We start from the raw sequence: 16,168 nt of genomic DNA on the forward strand, positions 1-16,168 counted from the left end.
AATCGTGACTGGACGCTCCAGTCGGTACGCGCCGGCAGGCAGCACAACCTCCCCACCCGCTTCCAGGGCCGCCACGAGAGCGCGGGTTTCGTCCTCACTCCGCAGCGGCAACGTCAGGGAAGCTTTCACCCAGCCACTCTGCCCGCTCTGAACCTCGAGAATGCGCAGCCACTCGCCCTGATCTTCCAGCACTGCCACAGCGTCTCCCCGCGAGAGCTTCGTGATGATCTGCCCGGTGCTGTCCGCCGAGGCCCGGACGTTCAGAACGGTCGTATTGACCACGTTGACGTTCTGTTCCGGTACGGGCGCGGCCACCTCGCGGTCCATGGCCGAGGTCCCCGCCCCGGCAGAGACGGCCTGTACGGCCCCGGTAAGTGCGCCCGCTTCCGCTCCCGATGCGGACGAGGCTGTCGATTGAGGGACAGCGGCGCTGCCACCCTCTGGAGTCGTGACCGACTGCCCAGCGGACGGCAGGACGAGTCTCAGTGCCGCACCCAGCAGCAACGCAGTCACAACCAGCCCAGCGATCATGGGCGTGCGGTTGCGGTGCACGGAGCTCCGGCCAACCCCTGCGGAGTGAGAGGCCGTCCTCTGGGGTCCGTCCGGTGAATCCCTCCGGGCAACAGGTGCCGCTGGCGGACCGGCCTGCACAGCCGGCAGGGGTTCGGACGGGACGGGCTCCGCCTGCGCAGGGGCGGGCCGGCCCAGGATTTCCAGCACCTCGCTGGCACTCACGCAGCGCTGTGAGGCGTCCAGTTGCAGCGCCTCGACCAGCGCGGCCCGCAGCTCAGCCGGCGTGCTGGCTGGCAGGGGTGGCAGAGGAACGCCCTGCGCCCGCGCCGAAGCGGGCGGGCAGGCCACGCCGCTCAGGGCCTCATGAAGCGTGGCTGCCAGGGCGTACACATCCGACTGCGGACTGAAGGCCGCGCCCGCCAGCAGTTCCGGCGCGGCGTAGCGCGGGTCGGGCCCGGCCTCCTGCTGCAATTCCTGCAGGGCGCGGGCAGCCAGCGCGAAATCCCCCAGCAGCACCTGTCCCTGAGCGTCGAACCAGACACTGTCGGGCGAGAGCCGGGCATGCAGCAGCGCCTGCGTGTGCGCGGCCGCCAGCGCCTGGAATAGCGTGACCGCCAGCTCCCTGACCGTGCCCGGCTGAAGCGGCCGGGGCTGCATCAGGGAACGCAGCGTGCGGTGCAGACGGTCGCTGACCACCACGACCTGCCGTTCCGGTGTGTCCTGCAGGTCCATCACGCGCGGCGCCGCCGGGTGCTGCACCTGCGCCATCAGCCGCGCGTGCCGCATGAATGCCTGCCGCACCCGCGCTCCCGTCGGGGAGTCGGCGTGCGGCGGGTCGAACACGGTCAACAGGACCGACTCGTCCCAGTCGGTCACGGCGCGGTACAGCCGCTCGTGCGGCGATTCGCGTAGCAGGAACTGCACCGAGTACTGCCCGGCCACACGGTCCCCGGCAGTGGGTGGATCGATCATGATGAAACCTCGCTGGAAGGCCCGCCCGACAGTTGCTGGCGGCGCCTGTAAATGGCCGGGCTGATGTCCGGGTGATTCAGCCGACCGATGAACCGCAGCGCCCGGAGGGTGACCCGTTCGTGTTCAATGACGGCCATGAAGACGTTCCGCTGTGCGAAAGCCCGCTGGGACGCCCGGCTGGTCATCCAACGTCGCCAGCGTTCCACCGGGGCTGTCTTCCACAGTGGCGTGGTTTTCACCCACCGCTCCACGCGAATGTACCGGTCGTACGACCCGTCATAGACGAGGGATTCGAGAACGCGGCCGTCGGCCAGCGGATGCTGCGCGATGTCGAGGTGCAGTCGGGGGTGACGGATCAGGGCCATCAATGCTTCCGGCGGGCAGACGGGATTGCGCAGCACGCCGCGCTGCACATGATCCTGCGGGTCGTTCACGAGCTGCACCAGCAGAGGCGCAGGGGTCAGGGGATGCTCGGCGGCGGCGCGGCGCGCTCCGCTCTGGGCGTGGCGGGCCAGGGCCGTCAGGACCTCGGGGGTCACGTTTGCATGCTGGGCGACCGCCACCAGTTGCCCCTCGTCCTCGTCAGCGCGGGCGGCCAGTTGCAGCATGACAGACGGGAGCAGTCCCGGGCGCAGGATCAGCTGCGAGCGGATGTCCGGCAAGGCATCGTCGGCCAGCAGGCGTTGCAGGCTGTAGGGCAATTCCTGACTTCGCTTCAGGATCGCCCGGCGGATATCGGTATCGCTGTCCTGAGCGAGCAGCAGCAGCGTATCGTCGGGGGTGTTCGCGTGGCGGGCCACCCGGCGGCGCACCTTCCCGGCGTCACTCTGGGCCAGCAGACGCAGCGCGTCTGGCGTGGCGTCGGACTGCCCAGCCTCGTCGTATTCCAGCTGATGCAGGTGATCTTGCACCTCACCCTGGTAACGCGGGTGGCGGCGAATGTCAGGCCGCAGCGGCTGATCCACCAGCCGGCGTTTCAGGGCCGTTCCGGGGGCCGCCGGATTCAGGATCACGTTCAGGCGCACGTCCAGCAGTGGGTCCTCGCTCAGGTCGTCCAGCACAGGTTCCGGCGCCTGCGGGTTCCGGCTCAGGGCCTGCCGGACCCGTGCGTCGTGACGGGGCAGGAACGCCAGCTGGTCCGGCGGCGTCTCGTCGTCCAGCGCCCGCGCGATCAGACTGACCGCCGGAGCCGGATCGCTGATCAGGTACCGCCGCGTACCGTCCGGCAACTGCGGATGCAGCGCGACCTGCGCCCGCACCTGCGGGTTACGGTCACGCGCCAGCTGCTCCACCGCCGGGCGCGGCGTTCCGGGTGTGGCGCTGAGAGCCAGTTTCACCTGCCGGCGCCGGGTCGCCAGCGCCGCTGTGGCCGCGTTCTCGGAGATCGGTCCGGTGCGGAGGCGGGCCACGAACCGGACCCGCTCGTTCGGGTCGGCCGCCAGGATGGCCAGGATGGCCGGAGGACACAGGGCGTGCGCGGCGACTGCCTCGCGGACCATGAATCCCCCGTCGCCGGCCAGGTACTCCAGCGCTTCAGGTGGCGCGCTGGGATTGCGCGCCACCTGGAGGCGCACGGCGCGTTCACCGTCGGTGGCCAGCCGGGTCAGGATTTCACCCGGCGTGTTCGGATGCCCGGCGACGCCCTCGCGAATCGTGACATGTTCGGTGTCCTGCGCCAGCCGCTGCAGATCCTGGGGAGTCGCGTGGGGATTCTCGGTCACGGCGGCCCGGACCCACCAGTCCGCGTCGTCCCGCAGACGCTCGCGGCCCGGTTCGGGGAGCGCCGGATTGCGCGCCACGGCCGCCCGCTCCTCCCAGTCCCCTTCCCGCGAGAACTGCAGCAGCGTCTTCGCCGGCAGGGCGTGGGTCGCCAGGCGGGTCAGCAGCGTCTCGCGGGCCTGCCCGTGAGGAAAACGCTGATCGAGCCACACCAGCAGTTCAACCGGAAGGAGCGGATGCCGCGCCGCGAGCCGCTGCAGGCGCACGTCGTTCTCGATCAGCAGCGATTCCTCCAGCGTCAACTCGATGGGTTCCCGGCGGCGCCTGAGTTTCTCGCGTACCGAGTCCGCCGAGACGACCGCCCCGGCCGGAGTGAAACCGTCTGCCGGAGCGACGGCTTTCAGGGGCGTGGCTGCGGCGACCCGGTACGTGCGGCGCGCCGATCGCCGCAGATTCCACGGCACCGACCGGTTCTGTGCGAGGTACTGCGCCAGCGTGAAGTCCTGCTGCGCACGCTGCATGAACCACTGCTCGGCGCGGCTCACCTGCGTGTTCAGAATGACGGGCATCAGCCCCCGCATGCCCAGCGCCACCAGCGTCTGGTCCGGTGTGTGCGGATGCCGCGCCGCCAGTTCCTGCGCGGACGGTCCCAGGGTGGCCAGCACCTCTAGGTGGCCGGGCGTCAACAGTTCGGGGCTCGACTCGGCCAGTTCCAGCAGGCTCAGAACCTGGGGCGGGCACTGTGGGTGTAGGCGCGCCTGGGCGCGCACACTCGGATCGCTGTCGGAGGCCAGCAGGCTCAGCCGCTGCGGGCTGGTCGTCGGGAGCGCCGCCTCCTCCAGAAGGGTCTGGGTCGACATGGTCAGGGCGCACTCTGCTGCGCGTACTCGACGACGATCTCGACGCGTTCGTTACGCGGGTCGAATTTCACGCCGGCGTAGGAGGTCTGCCCGCCACGCGCGGCGATGGCCAGCCGGTTGGGGCTGATGCCGCCGCGCAGGTAGAAGGCCTCGGCGACGGCGCTGGCCCGGACGGCCGACAGGTCCCAGCGTTCCGGTGTGTTGGGCCTGGAGGTCTGGGTGTGCCCCTCGATCCGCACGCGTTTCCAGCTGACCTGCTCGGCCCGCAGGACCCGCGCGAACGCCACCAGCGCCGTCTGTCCGGCCAGACTGAGCTTCGCGGTGTCGCCCTGGAACATGCCCTGCGATCGGAACACCCAGCGCTGCGCGCCCGGCGGGTCGTTGCGCTGCGCGGGCGACAGGAGCAGCGGGCGCACCTTCAGCGGAGCGGCGCGAACAGCCTGCACGACCTTCTCCTGGGCATTGCGGTAACGCACCTGTTCCCACCCGGCCTGCCCGACGGCCAGGATGCCGCCCAGGAAGAAGATAAGCACGAACACCAGATTCAGGGTCAGGTCACTGAACGCGATGTACGGGTTGGTGTCGGCCTGTAATCGGGAGGTCACAGTCAGTCCCCACTGACGGGCGCGCGGCCCAGCGTGCGCGTCAACTGCTCGAAATTGCTGTCCAGGCGGGCGGCGTAGTTGCTCTGCTCGGTCTGGAAGACCTCTCCGGCCTTCTCGAACTTCCCACTCGCACGGCTCAGGGCGTCCCCGACGGTACTGACCCGTTCCAGCAGGCGGGTGGTCTCGGTGGTGACGGTCTCCTGAAGGCGCGTGATGCTGGTCGCCTGGGCGCTGAGCTGTCCCGTGATCTCATGGCTGCTGCTGCGCAGCGACGTGGCCGCGCTCTCCTGCGCCTGCACCAGATCACTGACGCCCTGATTCAGTCCGGCCGTGAGCTGCCGCACGGACTCGTCCATGCTGCCGAACACCGTCTCGATCTGCGTGCTGGTCTGCGCCAGTTGCGTCAGGCTCTGACCCAGCGTGTCGCCGGCCTGCCCCAGCACGGTTTCCAGTTGGCCGGCCACGTCCTGAAGGCGTTTGTGGATGTCCTGGAAGCTGTTCCCGGCATCCCGCAGGTAGCGGCCCATGCGTTCCATCTGCGAGGTGATCGCCTTCGGGAAGGTGGCGGGGACCAGTTCGGCGTGCACGAACGCGGTCAGTTGATCCTGGAAGGCTTCCTGTGTGCGGGACGCCAGGGTGTACACGATCCCGGTGCCCAGGCTCAGCAGGATGCCCCACAGGCTCGCGCCGAACGCGCCCTGCATGACACTCATGGTGTTCCCCAGCGCGTTCGCCAGTTCACCCGGCTCGGTGGCCCGCGCCGCGTTGCGGATCGGGCCACTCAGGCTGCTGATCGATCCGGCCAGCCCGAACACCGTGCCCAGCAACCCGGCCAGCATCAGCAGGTTGGGAATGTTCCGGGCGGCGGCGAGGTCCGCCTGACTGACCGTCACGACCGCTGCCGACGCGGCCTGCACGTCCGGCGTGGCCAGCCCGCGCGCGCGGGTCACCGCCACGACCGCCTGCCGCACCGCGCTGCCCGCCGGGAAGTCCTTCACGGCCGCCAGGGCGTCCTCGGCGACCTCGTCGGACTCCGGGGGATCCTCGTTGTCCAGCGCCCCGCTGATCTTCTGCCGCACCAGATTCAGGCGGATCAGTTCGGCCCGGCGGGTGGTGGCGGCGCGGTTCAGCGCAAGGACAAAGTAAGCCAGCATGGGCAGCATGAACACCAGCAGGGTGATCCACCCTTCCGGGCGTAACTTGAACAGAACGGCAATCAGTTCCACGGTTCAGACTCCCAGCGGGCTGTACGGCCGGCCGAAGGGGTGATTCTCGCCTTCCGGGTGGTAACTGCACAGCAGGCCGTTCTGGATGACTTCCTCGCGCGTGGCACCGACGGGGCCGCCGCACACCTGACAGTAGAACCCGTCGTCCGGCGCGCTGAGCCCACGCGGCAGCGCCTCGCCCTTGTTCATGTACAGACCGTTGATCATGTTGTTGTCGGGAGGGAAGGTTTCCAGCAGCGCCTGACGCAGACCGTCGTCGGCGGTCAGGTGCCGCATCAGCGCGGCCCGGGCCGTCGCGTCGTTCCAGTCGTCGACCGCGCGTGCCTGCCCCTGCTTGAGCTGCTGGTGCAGCCACTTCACGTAGGCCTTGCGGCCCTCGGCCTGCGAGTCGGCCGTACCGACGATATGTTTCATGCGCGCCGTGATCTCGCTGTGCATCAGCGAGGAAGCGTTCGTGAGACTCAGGGGCGGCCTGGAGCTGTCCTTCGACTCGAACGCGAGCTTGCGGGCGGCCTTCCCGAACTTGCCGGGCAGGCGGCGCACCCGGCGTTCGGGTTCGTCGGCCTCACCGGGCTGCATCGGCCAGTCCATGACGAGGTGCCCGGCTTCCAGGCGGGTCACGCCGTGCAGCGCCGACAGGAAGACCAGTTGCTCGGCGTCCTCGAGTTGCTTGATCTCGCGGTCGTTGATGGGCGTCCAGTCGATGTCGCTGCGCTTGCGGGTGAAGTAGTTGCTGAAGCGCTTGGGCTGGCTGAACGACAGGGTGCGCACGTCGTCCGCGCCGCGCAGCGCGAAGCGGTACCACTCCTCGAGCATGACCACGCGGTACGGATCGACCCCCGTGACTTCCTTGGCAGCTGGCGCCTTGTTCACCCAGGGCTGCACGGAACGGCGGAACTCGTCGGTCATGTTCATCCCGACCAGCAGCTTGCGCCGGGGCAGCGGGCTCATGGGATCGACCTGTCCGAGCGGCTGGTTCAGCTGCAGGAACAGTTGCGCCTGCGTGGCGGCGTGCATGGCCTGACTGTTCGGGTCGAAGCTGGGGCTGCGCTGATCGTACAGGCGTTTCACGACGTCCTTGCCGCCGCTGCGCAGCGAGGCCTCGAAGGGTTCGAGCGCCATCTGCTCGAGCGCGTTCAGCTGAGCCCGTTCGAAATTGTCCTGTCCGATGGCCCAGGGGCCCAGCAGCCAGTCCGGGTCGTTCACGCCGGGCATGACGCCGCGTGTCAGGGCCTGCCACGACTGGATCAGGCGCGAGGCGTGCGTTTCCTTGCCCCGCTCGTCGGTGGCGAGTTCCTCTTCCTTGTCGACCGTGCCGTGCGGGGACGGCTCGAACAGCGACAGGCCGTTCACGTTGGGCGTGTCGTTCTCCAGTTTCGCGCGCGCCTCGCGCCAGCGGTCCGCCTGGTTGGTCAGGCGTTTGCGCAGGCTCATCAGGCGGCGGGCGATCTTCTGCGTCTCCTCGTCGATCAGCGTGAGCGTGCCGGCTTCGGCCCTCTGACCGCTGCCACGGTCCTGCAGGGCTTCACGGACCTTCTGGTTCACGCGGGATTTCAGTTCGTCGTCCAGCGCGCGGCTCAGGGCGGGCAGCAACTGCTTGCTGGCCTTGCCCTTCAGGAAGAACATGCCCAGCAGGGTATTCGTGCGGATGGCGTCCAGCTGGTCGAGGACGCCGTTGGCGGCGCCGGTCTTGCCCTCGCCGGGTTCCCAGCCGCGCAGTTCGCCCAGGCGGGGTTGCGCGGCCTGCATGATTTCCAGCAGCACGTTCGGGCCGCTGTCATAGTCCAGCAGGCGTGAGCCGACCATGCCGCGCACGTTCCCCATGATGCTGTCGGCAGCGCGGCGGCGGTTGTCGTTCACGGTCTCGTGGACCAGTCCGCGCAGGCCGTCACCGCGGTCCTTCCCGAAGGCGGAACGCAGTTCGTCCAGGGCGCGGCGGGCCGCTTCGGGCTTGCCGGTACGCACGGCACGCATGATCTCGTTCTTCTTGGCGTCCAGGCTGGCACGGATGCTGGCCCCGGATTCGTCCAGCAGCAGCGTCTCGGTCAGCGCCGGGATGGTCAGGCCCAGCGCGTCGAGGTCGTCACTGACGTTCCCCTCGTACTTGCGGTCCTTCCAGCGGTCCACGGCGTGCACCAGCGTGCGGTACTTCAGAGCCTCCAGGATGCGGCGCATGGGGTACTCAATGGTCGACAGGCCAAACGTCGAGAACGCAAAGGCACGGCCCTGCTGCACCGTGACCGGCCCAGCGTTCACCATGTACGCCATGGGATCGGTTTCCGGAACGAACACGTTCAGGAACATGCGGTCCGCGATGGCGTTCGACAGGCGGCCCAGGTCGTTACCTTCCGTGCTGCTGGGACGCAGCAGGTACACGAGGTCGTACGGCATGGCGTCGTTCGGCACGACCTGGGTGCCCTCAGGCTTGTCCGGGAACTTGATGCTCCTGTAGCGCTCGGTATCGGTGTGCAGGTGGTACTGGTTCAGTTCGGCCAGCGCGTGGTAGGCGTTGGTCTTCCAGATTTCCGCGTCGGGTTTCTGCGCGATGCCCAGGTCCGGGTGCGGCAGCGTGAACATGCCCAGCGTCTTTTCCTCGTCGTCGAGGATGGTGCGCAGCAGGATGCCCATGTCACTGGCGGTGCCGCTGCAGGTGCCGCCGCACAGGGTGCCGACCACGATCACGCGCACGCCGGTCTGTCCGCTCGCGGCGTTCACGGCGAACTGCACGTTCGATTCCAGCCCGGCATTGTTGGCGTTCAGCGCGGATTTGGCCTGCGCCTCGGTCAGGCTGCGCAGGCGCGCGACCCGCTGCGAGATAGCGTTTTTCATCTCGTTGTAGTTCGGCGGGTACAGCAGCGCCAGTCGGCCCACCATGCGGATGTGCCCCGCGCCGGAGTCGATGCTCTGCGCCGGCAGCTGCTTGAGGGTTTCCAGGTCCGCCCAGGTCCGCAGGGCGATGCTGCTGTCGTACAGTTCCGGACGCTCGAGCATGTCCCGCCACGAGGTGGCCGGAACGCCCAGCGTCTTGAAGTCGTCGGTGCCGTTGAAGCGGTTGGGTTTGGCCACGTCGGTTTCGACCGCCAGGAATTCCACCCAGGGGGCGCGGCCCAGACCGCCGACTTCCCAGTCGATGCGGTCGGCCAGGGCCTCGAGGATTTCCGTGCCGGTGCTGCCCAGTCCGATGACCAGGGTCTTGAAGACTCTCATGTTGTCTGCCATTTAGCGTTCCACTCCCATGCGGGTAAAGACGGCCGAGACGAGCAGCGTGAGCAGCAGGAACGTCACGCTGACGGCGATCATGTACATCAGGTCCGCCGGTTTGAACAGGAAGTACACGGCGCAGGCCAGACCCGCGAACAGCAGCAGGAGCGAGAACCCCATGCCCTGCCTGGCCGAATCGACGGGCGTGCGGCCCCCCGCGCCGAACAGAATGTGGGCCAGTCCCACAGCCACGCCGTACCACAGCAGCATGGTCACGGCGACCGTGATCCAGAAGTTCACCTGCGTGAAGAGCGGAACGACCGGCCCGAAGATAGTTGCTAGGTTCATCAGTTGTCTCCATCCAGCGACATGACGACGCTGCGGGTAATTTCCTTGGGGACGCCGCCGGGACCTCGGACCTCGCCCGTGAATTCCAGCGGGGCGTCCGGTGTTTCCGGGCGCAGCGTGACGGTGGCGCTGTCTCCCGCCACGACCCGCCCGGAAACGCTGCTCAGGCGGATCTCGTCATGCACGCCGCGCACGCGGTAGTCCTTGCCGACCCGGGTGATCTGCGCGACTGGCAGGGGTGGCAGTCCGGCGACTGGCACGACCGGCGTGCCGTCCTCGGCGTACCCGGCCCCGGCAATCACGCAGAAGGGACGACCAGCAGGCATGTCCCGCACGCTGAAACTGGTGTCTCCGATCCGCACCGAGCCGCGCCCCGCGCCGCCACCCTTCCCTATCAGCTTCCAGGCCGCAAATCCCGCGCCGCCCAGAACCAGCAGGGCCACCAGCAGTCCCGCCGGGTTGGCTCCGCCGTCGCCAGAGGATTGTGCGGGGGCCTGAGCACCAGCGCGTTGCTCCGTGCGGGTCCCGGCCGTCAGGGGGGCTCCGGTGAACGTCTTGGGCACGAACACCACGGCCTGCATCTGCCCCTGGATCTGGCGGGAGGGCGTACTGATCACGTACGGCAGATTCAGGCTCGCGCCGTCCTGTGTGCCGGCCACGCGGGTCCAGCCCGTCAGTACTTCCTGGTATTCCGGGGCGTTGGTGCCCATCACACGGATACCGGCGGCGCCGACACTGGCTGCCGTATTGGTCAGCAGAATCAGCACGGTTCCCGGCGTGCCCGCGAACTCGCGGGTCAGGGTTGCGGCCACGCGTTCGGTATCGTGTCCCCCCACGCTGCCCACGGACGGCGTGGTGGGCCACAGCTTGGCGGTACGTTCCAGGTCAGCCTGGGCGTCGTTCCCGATGACCTGGGTCAGACCACTGGGATTGCGGTACTCCCAGATGTCCATTTCCCAGGCGCGGGCGGTGACCTGATCGCCCTGTACAGCGACGCGCTGCACGAACTGCGTGGCGAGTTCCCGCGCCGCCTGTGCGCCCAGCGGATCGGCCTTGTAGTGTCCGGTGCTGAAGGCGATCACCCAGTTCACCTGGGAGCGTTCCAGGTCGCCACCCGCGGTCGTGACGGCCTCCTGAACCTGTTGCAACAGACGTTCGGCGCCTGGGGTGACGCTGTTGCGGTCCAGTTCCGCCTTCCCGGACCCCTGGGCCGACGCGCCGGTCAGTAACGCCGCCGACAGAACGGCAGCCTGCACCAGCTTCACGGCAGCCTCCCGACCAGACAGAGAAAATTAGAAGTGTGTGCCCACATGACGCGGAGTATGGACTGGAAAACGCAGGCGCGTTGCCTCATTTGTGGAAATAGGTGAGAAGATATCTATTCCGGCCGATTTTCTGTGAAGTAGTCCATTCTACTAGACTGAAAACGGGAGAAACTTCTCAGCGACCTTCAGTCGGGCCAGGGTCAGGCAGGCCCACCACTGCGATACCAGAAATGAGGCTAAGGTCGGGGGGTGCCCCTTTCGCCTCATCGGCGCAGCCTTCTGCCCGAAGGGCTGGCGACGTTGTCACCCTGCGTTGTCAGTGATGTGTGGCCGCTGGTAGTGTGGGGGGATGCTGGCGATTGCGCAGGACTGGGTGGGCGGGATCGATGAGTTCGTCGCAGAGGCGAACGGATGGCTGGCCCGCCTGCTGCCGGAGGACCGGGCGGGGCGTCCGAAGGATGAGGTGAATGCGCGGCTGGTGCGGCATTACACCACGTCGGGCCTGATTCCGGCGCCGCGCCGGGAGGGCCGTGAGGCGCGGTATGACCGCCTGCACCTGCTGCACCTGCTGGCGTTGCGGCGGCTGATGGCGGACGGTCTGAGTGGGAAGGTGCTGTTCGGGACGCTCTCGGGGCGGTCGGAGGCGGACCTGGAGCAGCTGGCGCAGTGGGGCGCGGAGGCGGCGCAGCACGAGGCCGTGGTGGTGGGGAGTCATGCGTCCGGCTCTGTTCAGGGAGGGTCGGCGATGGATTACCTCAGGAGGTTGCGGGCCGGCGTGACGGGTGAGGGCATGGGCCTGTCATCACCGGCGTTGACGGCGCGGGCGGTCCCGGACCGGCGGGCGGCGCGGTCGGTGCAGATGCGCTCGCAGGTGCTGGTGCGCCGTGGGCTGGAGGTGCTGGTGGGAGAGCAGTTCCGCTGGCCGCGTGATGAGGCGGCGTGGGAGGAGTTGCTGGACGAGGTGCGTGAGTCACTGCGTGACGTGCAGGAGCGGCAGCGCGGCGCGTCAGGGGATGACGCGTAGGCGGGTGACACTGAGGTCAGGAACAGGAATCGGAACGTAATCAGTCCAGACTGTTGACAATTACGGTTGTCAGAGTCAAACTGGATTCATACGGATTCCGTTTGTTTCGCCGACAATCCGGAACTTCACCGAATTGCCAGCTCCACGTCCGGAACCCGTTTTGCTCCCACTCGCTTCGCTCGGATTGAATGGGCTTTGCAGCCCATTCAATCGGAGTCCGTATCAGTTCCACCCAGTCCGACCCGCCACCCGACCCTGACCGGCCGGTCCACCCCTCTGCGCCCCACAGGAGCCCGCCATGACCTATTCCTCCCAGACGCCGACCCTCGAACTGCTGCCCCTGCGCGCCGCCCTCCCCGCCGGGCAGGACAGCGAACTGACCGTCCTGCTGCGCGTCCACCCCGCCCCGGCCCCCAGCGGCAGCGGCGCGCGGCCCCCGCTGAACCTGTCGTTCGTCATCGACCGCAGCGGCTCCATGAGCGGCCAGCCGATCGTGATGGCCCGCCGCGCCACCCAGGCCGCCATCCGGCAGATGCAACCCCACGACCGCGTCAGCGTCGTCGCGTTCGACAACTCCATCGACACCGTGATCGCCCCGCAGCACGTCACGGACCCCGAAGCCCTGTGCCGCGCCGTGGAAGGCGTCACGGACCGGGGCAGCACCAACCTCTACGGCGGCTGGCTGGAAGGCGCCATGCTGACTGCGCAGCACCTCGACCCGCAGGCCCTCAACCGCGTCCTGATCCTCAGCGACGGGCAGGCCAACGCCGGCGAGACCCGCGCCGACGTGATCGCGCAGCACGTCCGGGGCCTCACCGCGCGCGGCGTCAGCACCAGCACCGTCGGCCTGGGCCGCGACTACGACGAGACGCTGCTGCAGGCCATGGCGGACGCCGGGGACGGCAACTACGAACACATCGAGAACGAGGAAGGCCTTCCCGCGTTCTTCAGCGCCGAGTTGCAGGGCCTGACCCGCACCACCGGGCAGACCGTCAGCCTGGGCGTAGAACCCAACCCGGCGCTCGGCAGCCTGCGCTGCGACGTGCTGAACGACCTGCCGCGCAATTCGTACGGCCGCTGGCAACTCCCGAACCTGAAAGCCGGGCAGCCGCTCGACGTGGTCCTGACCCTGCACGTCCCCGCGCAGGGCGCCGCCCCCGCCACCGGCGTGACCCGCGTGCGCCTCGCCTGGAACGACCGGCAGGGCGTCCGGCAGACCCTCCGCGCGCAGCTGACCCTCCCGGTCCTGGACGCCGATTCGTACGCCGCGCTGCCCGACGATCCCCGCGTCACCCTGGCCGCCGAACGCCTGCGCGCCGCCCGCGTGCGCGAACAGGCCGTCGCGTACGCCGCCGCCGGGGACATCCGCATGTCCCGCGCCGCCCTGACCCGCGAGAGCCGGCGCCTGAGTGCCCTGCACATCCACGGGTTGCAGAGCGACGTGGACGAACTCCTGAGCCTCGACCAGGACTTCGCCACCGACGAGATCCTGGCCCGCAAACGCGCCGCCAGCCAGAGCTACAACGTCCGCCGCAGCAAACCCGAACTCTGAACACGGCGCACGAAGAATGAGGGAGGGGAGGAGTGACCTGAATCGGCACTCCTCCCCTCCCTTCAGCCACGGGTCGCGGTCAGTACACGTCCTGGCCGGCGTCCGGCTGGAATCGCCCGGCGAGGTCACGCGCGGCGCGGGCGAGCAGGGTGGTATCCACGCCCGCCGCGATGAACGTGCAGCCCGCCGCGCGGTAGTGCGGCACCTGAGCCTCGGTGCAGAGGATGCCCGCTGCCTTCCCGGCCGCGCGGGTGCGCCTGACCGCGTCCAGGATCGCGGCCTGCACGTCCGGATGCGCGGGATTCCCGAGGTGGCCCAGGCTGGCGCTCAGGTCAGCGGGGCCGATGAACACGCCGTCCACGCCCTCAACGGCCAGGATGTCGTCCAGCGCGTCCAGTCCGGCGGCACTCTCGACCTGCACGAGCAGGCACACCTGATCGTCGGCGCGGTGCAGGTAGTCGGGCACGGCATTCCAGCGAGACGCACGGGCAATCGCGCTGCCCACGCCCCGCACGCCGCGCGGCGGGTAGCGGGTCGCGGCGACGAGGTCGCGGGCCTGCGCGCCGCTTTCCACCATGGGAATCAGCAGGGTCTGCACGCCCAGGTCGAGGTACTGCTTGATCAGGTGAGTCTGCCCGACGGGTGGCCGCACGATGGGGGTCACCGGGTACGCCGCGAGCGCCTGCAGCACGGACAGGGTGCTGCGCACGTCGTTCGGGGCGTGCTCCCCGTCGATCAGCAGCCAGTCGAAGCCCGCCCCGGCGATGATCTCGGCGCTGTAGGAGTCGGCCAGCGCCAGCCACAGGCCCAGCTGGAACTCCCCGCGCGCCAGGGCGGCCTTGAAGGGGTTGTGCAGGTCCGGGCCGCTCACCGCGCGAACCTCAGGGTCACGCTGCCCAGCGGGCCGTAATCCGCGTGGAAGATGTCGCCGGGCGAGGCGTCCACGGGGCGCACGAACGACCCGGCCAGCACCGTCTCCCCCGCCCGCAGGGTCACGCCGTGCGGAGAGAGACGGTTGGCCAGCCACGCCACGCCCTCGGCCGGGTGGTTCAGCACGCCGGCCGCCACGCCGGTCTCCTCGATCACGCCGTTGCGGAACAGCAGCGCGCCCACCCAGCGCAGGTCCACGTCGGTAGGCCGCACGGGACGCCCACCCAGCACGATCCCCGCGTTCGCGGCGTTGTCGCTGATGGTGTCCGTGACCCGGCGGGTCGCGCCGGTCTCGCGGTCCACGCGTTCGATGCGCGCGTCGATGATCTCGGCCGCGGGCACCACCCAGCGCGTGGCGTCCAGCACGTCCATGACCGTCACGTTCGGCCCGCGTAGGTCCCTGCCGAGGATGAACGCCAGTTCCACCTCCACGCGCGGCACGATGAAACGCCCGGACGGGATGGGTTGCAGCTCGCTGAACACCATGTCGTCGAGCAGGGTGCCGTAGTCGGGTTCGTCGATGTTCACGGCCTGCTGCATGGCGCGCGACGTCAGGCCGATCTTGTGCCCGATCACGCGGCGGCCCTGCGCGAGCTTGTGGCTCACCCAGGCGTCCTGCACGCGGTAAGCGTCGGCGATGGTCAGGCCGGGGTACTGGCCGGACAGCTGGCGCATGGGCGTGCGGGTCTGCTCGGCGGCGTGCAGGCGGCGTGCGGCGTCCTGGACCTGCGCGTCACTGAGACCGCTCACGAGGTCACCGGCCGGTAGCGGGCGTGGATGTTGTTGTGCTTGAAGGTGCCCGCCTCGCTGAACTCCGCGATCTCCAGCGACAGCGCCAGAAAGCGGGATTCGAAGTCGCTGGCAAAATGAGCTTTCAGCACCTCGAACAGCGCCGCGCCCGTCTCGGCCTTCACGGCCTCGCTGCGCCCGGCGGCGATCTTCAGGGTCACATGCACGAACGCGTCGTCATGCGCGCCCTCGGCCACCACGTACTCCGTCAGGCGGTGCGCCCGCGCGCGGATGCCGCCCGGCGGGTACACGTCCGGACGGGCCAGCAGTACCCCGTTCAGGGCGCGCAGCAGCTCCGGCACGCGCGGCGCGGTCAGGTTGTCGGTGTACTCCACGGTCAGGTGCGGCATCAGATCCGCTGCCCTTCCTGCGCGATCAGCGGCTCGGCGTCCTCCGACTCCCAGGCCACCGGGTTCTCCAGCGCGCCCAGCCCGTCGATTTCCAGGCGCATCACGTCGCCCGGCTTCACGTGCGACACGCCCTTCGGTGTGCCGGTCAGGATCACGTCGCCCGCCTGCAACGTCATGAAGCGGCTCATGAACTCGATCAGCTCCGGCCCGCGCAGGATCATGTCGCGCGTGTTGCCCTCCTGGCGCAGCTCCCCGTTCACGAACGCCCGCAGGCCCAGGTTGTACGGGTCAGGCACCTCGTCCGCCGACACGAGGTACGGCCCCAGCGGCCCAAAGGTATCCCAGCCCTTGGCGCGCATGGGCGGGCGGTAGTAGTTGCTGACGTAATCGCGCACCACCAGATCGTTCGCAATGGTGTACCCGCCGATGTACGCTTCCGCGTCCTTCGCCTTCACGCGCCGCGCATCCCGCCCGATCACGATGCCCAGCTCCACCTCGTAATGCATGAACTGCGCCCCACGCGGGTACTCCACCGTCCCACCGTGCGGCAACAGACTGGTGTTCGGCTTGAGGAACATCACCGGCTCCTCCGGCGTCTTGAAACCCAGTTCCGCGTTGTGATCCGCGTAGTTCAGCGCCAGCGCGATCACCTTGCCGGGATTGACCGGCAGCAGGAACTGCACCCCGTCCGGGTGGTGCGCCTCACCCGCCGCATCGATCAGCATTCCATCTCGCAGCACGCCACGGTGCTGACGGCCTCGGGCCATAAAATTCGCAGTTTTCATTGGAAACCTCGGTTGGGAACGGAGTCGCG

13 protein-coding genes (1 of these 13 cut by a window edge) are annotated in these 16,168 nt (G+C 68.7%); 2 read left to right on the top strand and 11 right to left on the bottom strand.

Annotated elements, in window-relative coordinates; all coding sequences use genetic code 11:
- The 7 genes in view from BXU09_RS16135 to BXU09_RS16165 are tightly spaced (at most 12 nt apart) and all read right to left on the bottom strand, a layout consistent with a single transcriptional unit that may run on beyond the window.
- A protein-coding gene (locus tag BXU09_RS16135) for a right-handed parallel beta-helix repeat-containing protein (protein ID WP_078305373.1) crosses the window boundary here: on the bottom strand, positions 1 to 1,485 show its 5' portion. Its footprint begins 1,200 nt before the window's first position; only the first 1,485 of its 2,685 coding nucleotides appear in the window; it begins with the start codon at positions 1,483 to 1,485; the stop codon falls past the left edge of the window.
- Positions 1,482 to 4,064, bottom strand: a complete 2,583-nt coding sequence (locus tag BXU09_RS16140) for a hypothetical protein (RefSeq protein WP_078305374.1) — start codon at positions 4,062 to 4,064, stop codon at positions 1,482 to 1,484. The genes BXU09_RS16135 and BXU09_RS16140 overlap by 4 nt, the downstream gene beginning before the upstream one ends.
- Positions 4,065 to 4,066: 2 nt before the next feature.
- On the bottom strand, positions 4,067 to 4,669 hold the full coding sequence (locus BXU09_RS16145; RefSeq protein WP_078305375.1) for an OmpA family protein: 603 nt from the start codon (positions 4,667 to 4,669) through the stop codon (positions 4,067 to 4,069).
- 2 nt (positions 4,670 to 4,671) lie between these two features.
- The gene (locus tag BXU09_RS16150) at positions 4,672 to 5,895 is read right to left on the bottom strand and encodes a hypothetical protein (RefSeq protein WP_078305376.1); all 1,224 of its coding nucleotides are present in this window, start codon (positions 5,893 to 5,895) and stop codon (positions 4,672 to 4,674) included.
- A 3-nt stretch (positions 5,896 to 5,898) separates the two neighbouring features.
- Positions 5,899 to 9,102, bottom strand: coding sequence for a tubulin-like doman-containing protein (locus tag BXU09_RS16155; protein ID WP_240501447.1), 3,204 nt, complete (start codon positions 9,100 to 9,102; stop codon positions 5,899 to 5,901).
- 12 nt (positions 9,103 to 9,114) lie between these two features.
- On the bottom strand, positions 9,115 to 9,444 hold the full coding sequence (locus BXU09_RS16160) for a hypothetical protein (protein ID WP_078305378.1): 330 nt from the start codon (positions 9,442 to 9,444) through the stop codon (positions 9,115 to 9,117).
- Entirely contained in the window at positions 9,444 to 10,709 is a 1,266-nt protein-coding gene (locus BXU09_RS16165; protein WP_078305379.1) for a hypothetical protein, read from the bottom strand. Before BXU09_RS16165 ends, BXU09_RS16160 begins: the two co-directional genes overlap by 1 nt.
- A 349-nt stretch (positions 10,710 to 11,058) precedes the next feature.
- On the opposite strand from BXU09_RS16165, the gene BXU09_RS16170 reads away from it, so the two are divergent.
- Both BXU09_RS16170 and BXU09_RS16175 read left to right on the top strand, forming a co-directional pair.
- Positions 11,059 to 11,733 carry a MerR family transcriptional regulator gene (locus BXU09_RS16170; RefSeq protein WP_078305380.1) on the top strand — a complete coding sequence of 225 codons (675 nt, stop codon included), beginning with the start codon at positions 11,059 to 11,061 and terminating at the stop codon, positions 11,731 to 11,733.
- Between the two features lie 298 nt (positions 11,734 to 12,031).
- The gene (locus BXU09_RS16175) at positions 12,032 to 13,285 is read left to right on the top strand and encodes a VWA domain-containing protein (protein ID WP_078305381.1); all 1,254 of its coding nucleotides are present in this window, start codon (positions 12,032 to 12,034) and stop codon (positions 13,283 to 13,285) included.
- A gap of 79 nt (positions 13,286 to 13,364) precedes the next feature.
- On the opposite strand, the gene hpaI is transcribed toward BXU09_RS16175, so the two are convergent.
- From hpaI to BXU09_RS16195, 4 genes are read right to left on the bottom strand one after another with little or no spacing between them, the layout of a single operon-like run.
- Positions 13,365 to 14,156 (bottom strand): 4-hydroxy-2-oxoheptanedioate aldolase, encoded by a 792-nt coding sequence (hpaI, locus tag BXU09_RS16180; protein ID WP_078305382.1) that lies wholly within the window; start codon positions 14,154 to 14,156, stop codon positions 13,365 to 13,367.
- Complete coding sequence (gene hpaH, locus BXU09_RS16185) at positions 14,153 to 14,920, bottom strand: 2-oxo-hept-4-ene-1,7-dioate hydratase (protein ID WP_230289010.1); 768 nt, start codon at positions 14,918 to 14,920, stop codon at positions 14,153 to 14,155. The genes hpaI and hpaH overlap by 4 nt, the downstream gene beginning before the upstream one ends.
- Before the next feature lie 41 nt (positions 14,921 to 14,961).
- Positions 14,962 to 15,354, bottom strand: a complete 393-nt coding sequence (locus BXU09_RS16190; protein WP_078305384.1) for a 5-carboxymethyl-2-hydroxymuconate Delta-isomerase — start codon at positions 15,352 to 15,354, stop codon at positions 14,962 to 14,964.
- Positions 15,354 to 16,139, bottom strand: coding sequence for a fumarylacetoacetate hydrolase family protein (locus BXU09_RS16195; RefSeq protein ID WP_078305385.1), 786 nt, complete (start codon positions 16,137 to 16,139; stop codon positions 15,354 to 15,356). The genes BXU09_RS16190 and BXU09_RS16195 overlap by 1 nt, the downstream gene beginning before the upstream one ends.
- Positions 16,140 to 16,168: the final 29 nt, after the last annotated feature.

The sequence above is a fragment of the Deinococcus sp. LM3 genome (assembly GCF_002017875.1).
Classification (GTDB): Bacteria; Deinococcota; Deinococci; order Deinococcales; family Deinococcaceae; genus Deinococcus.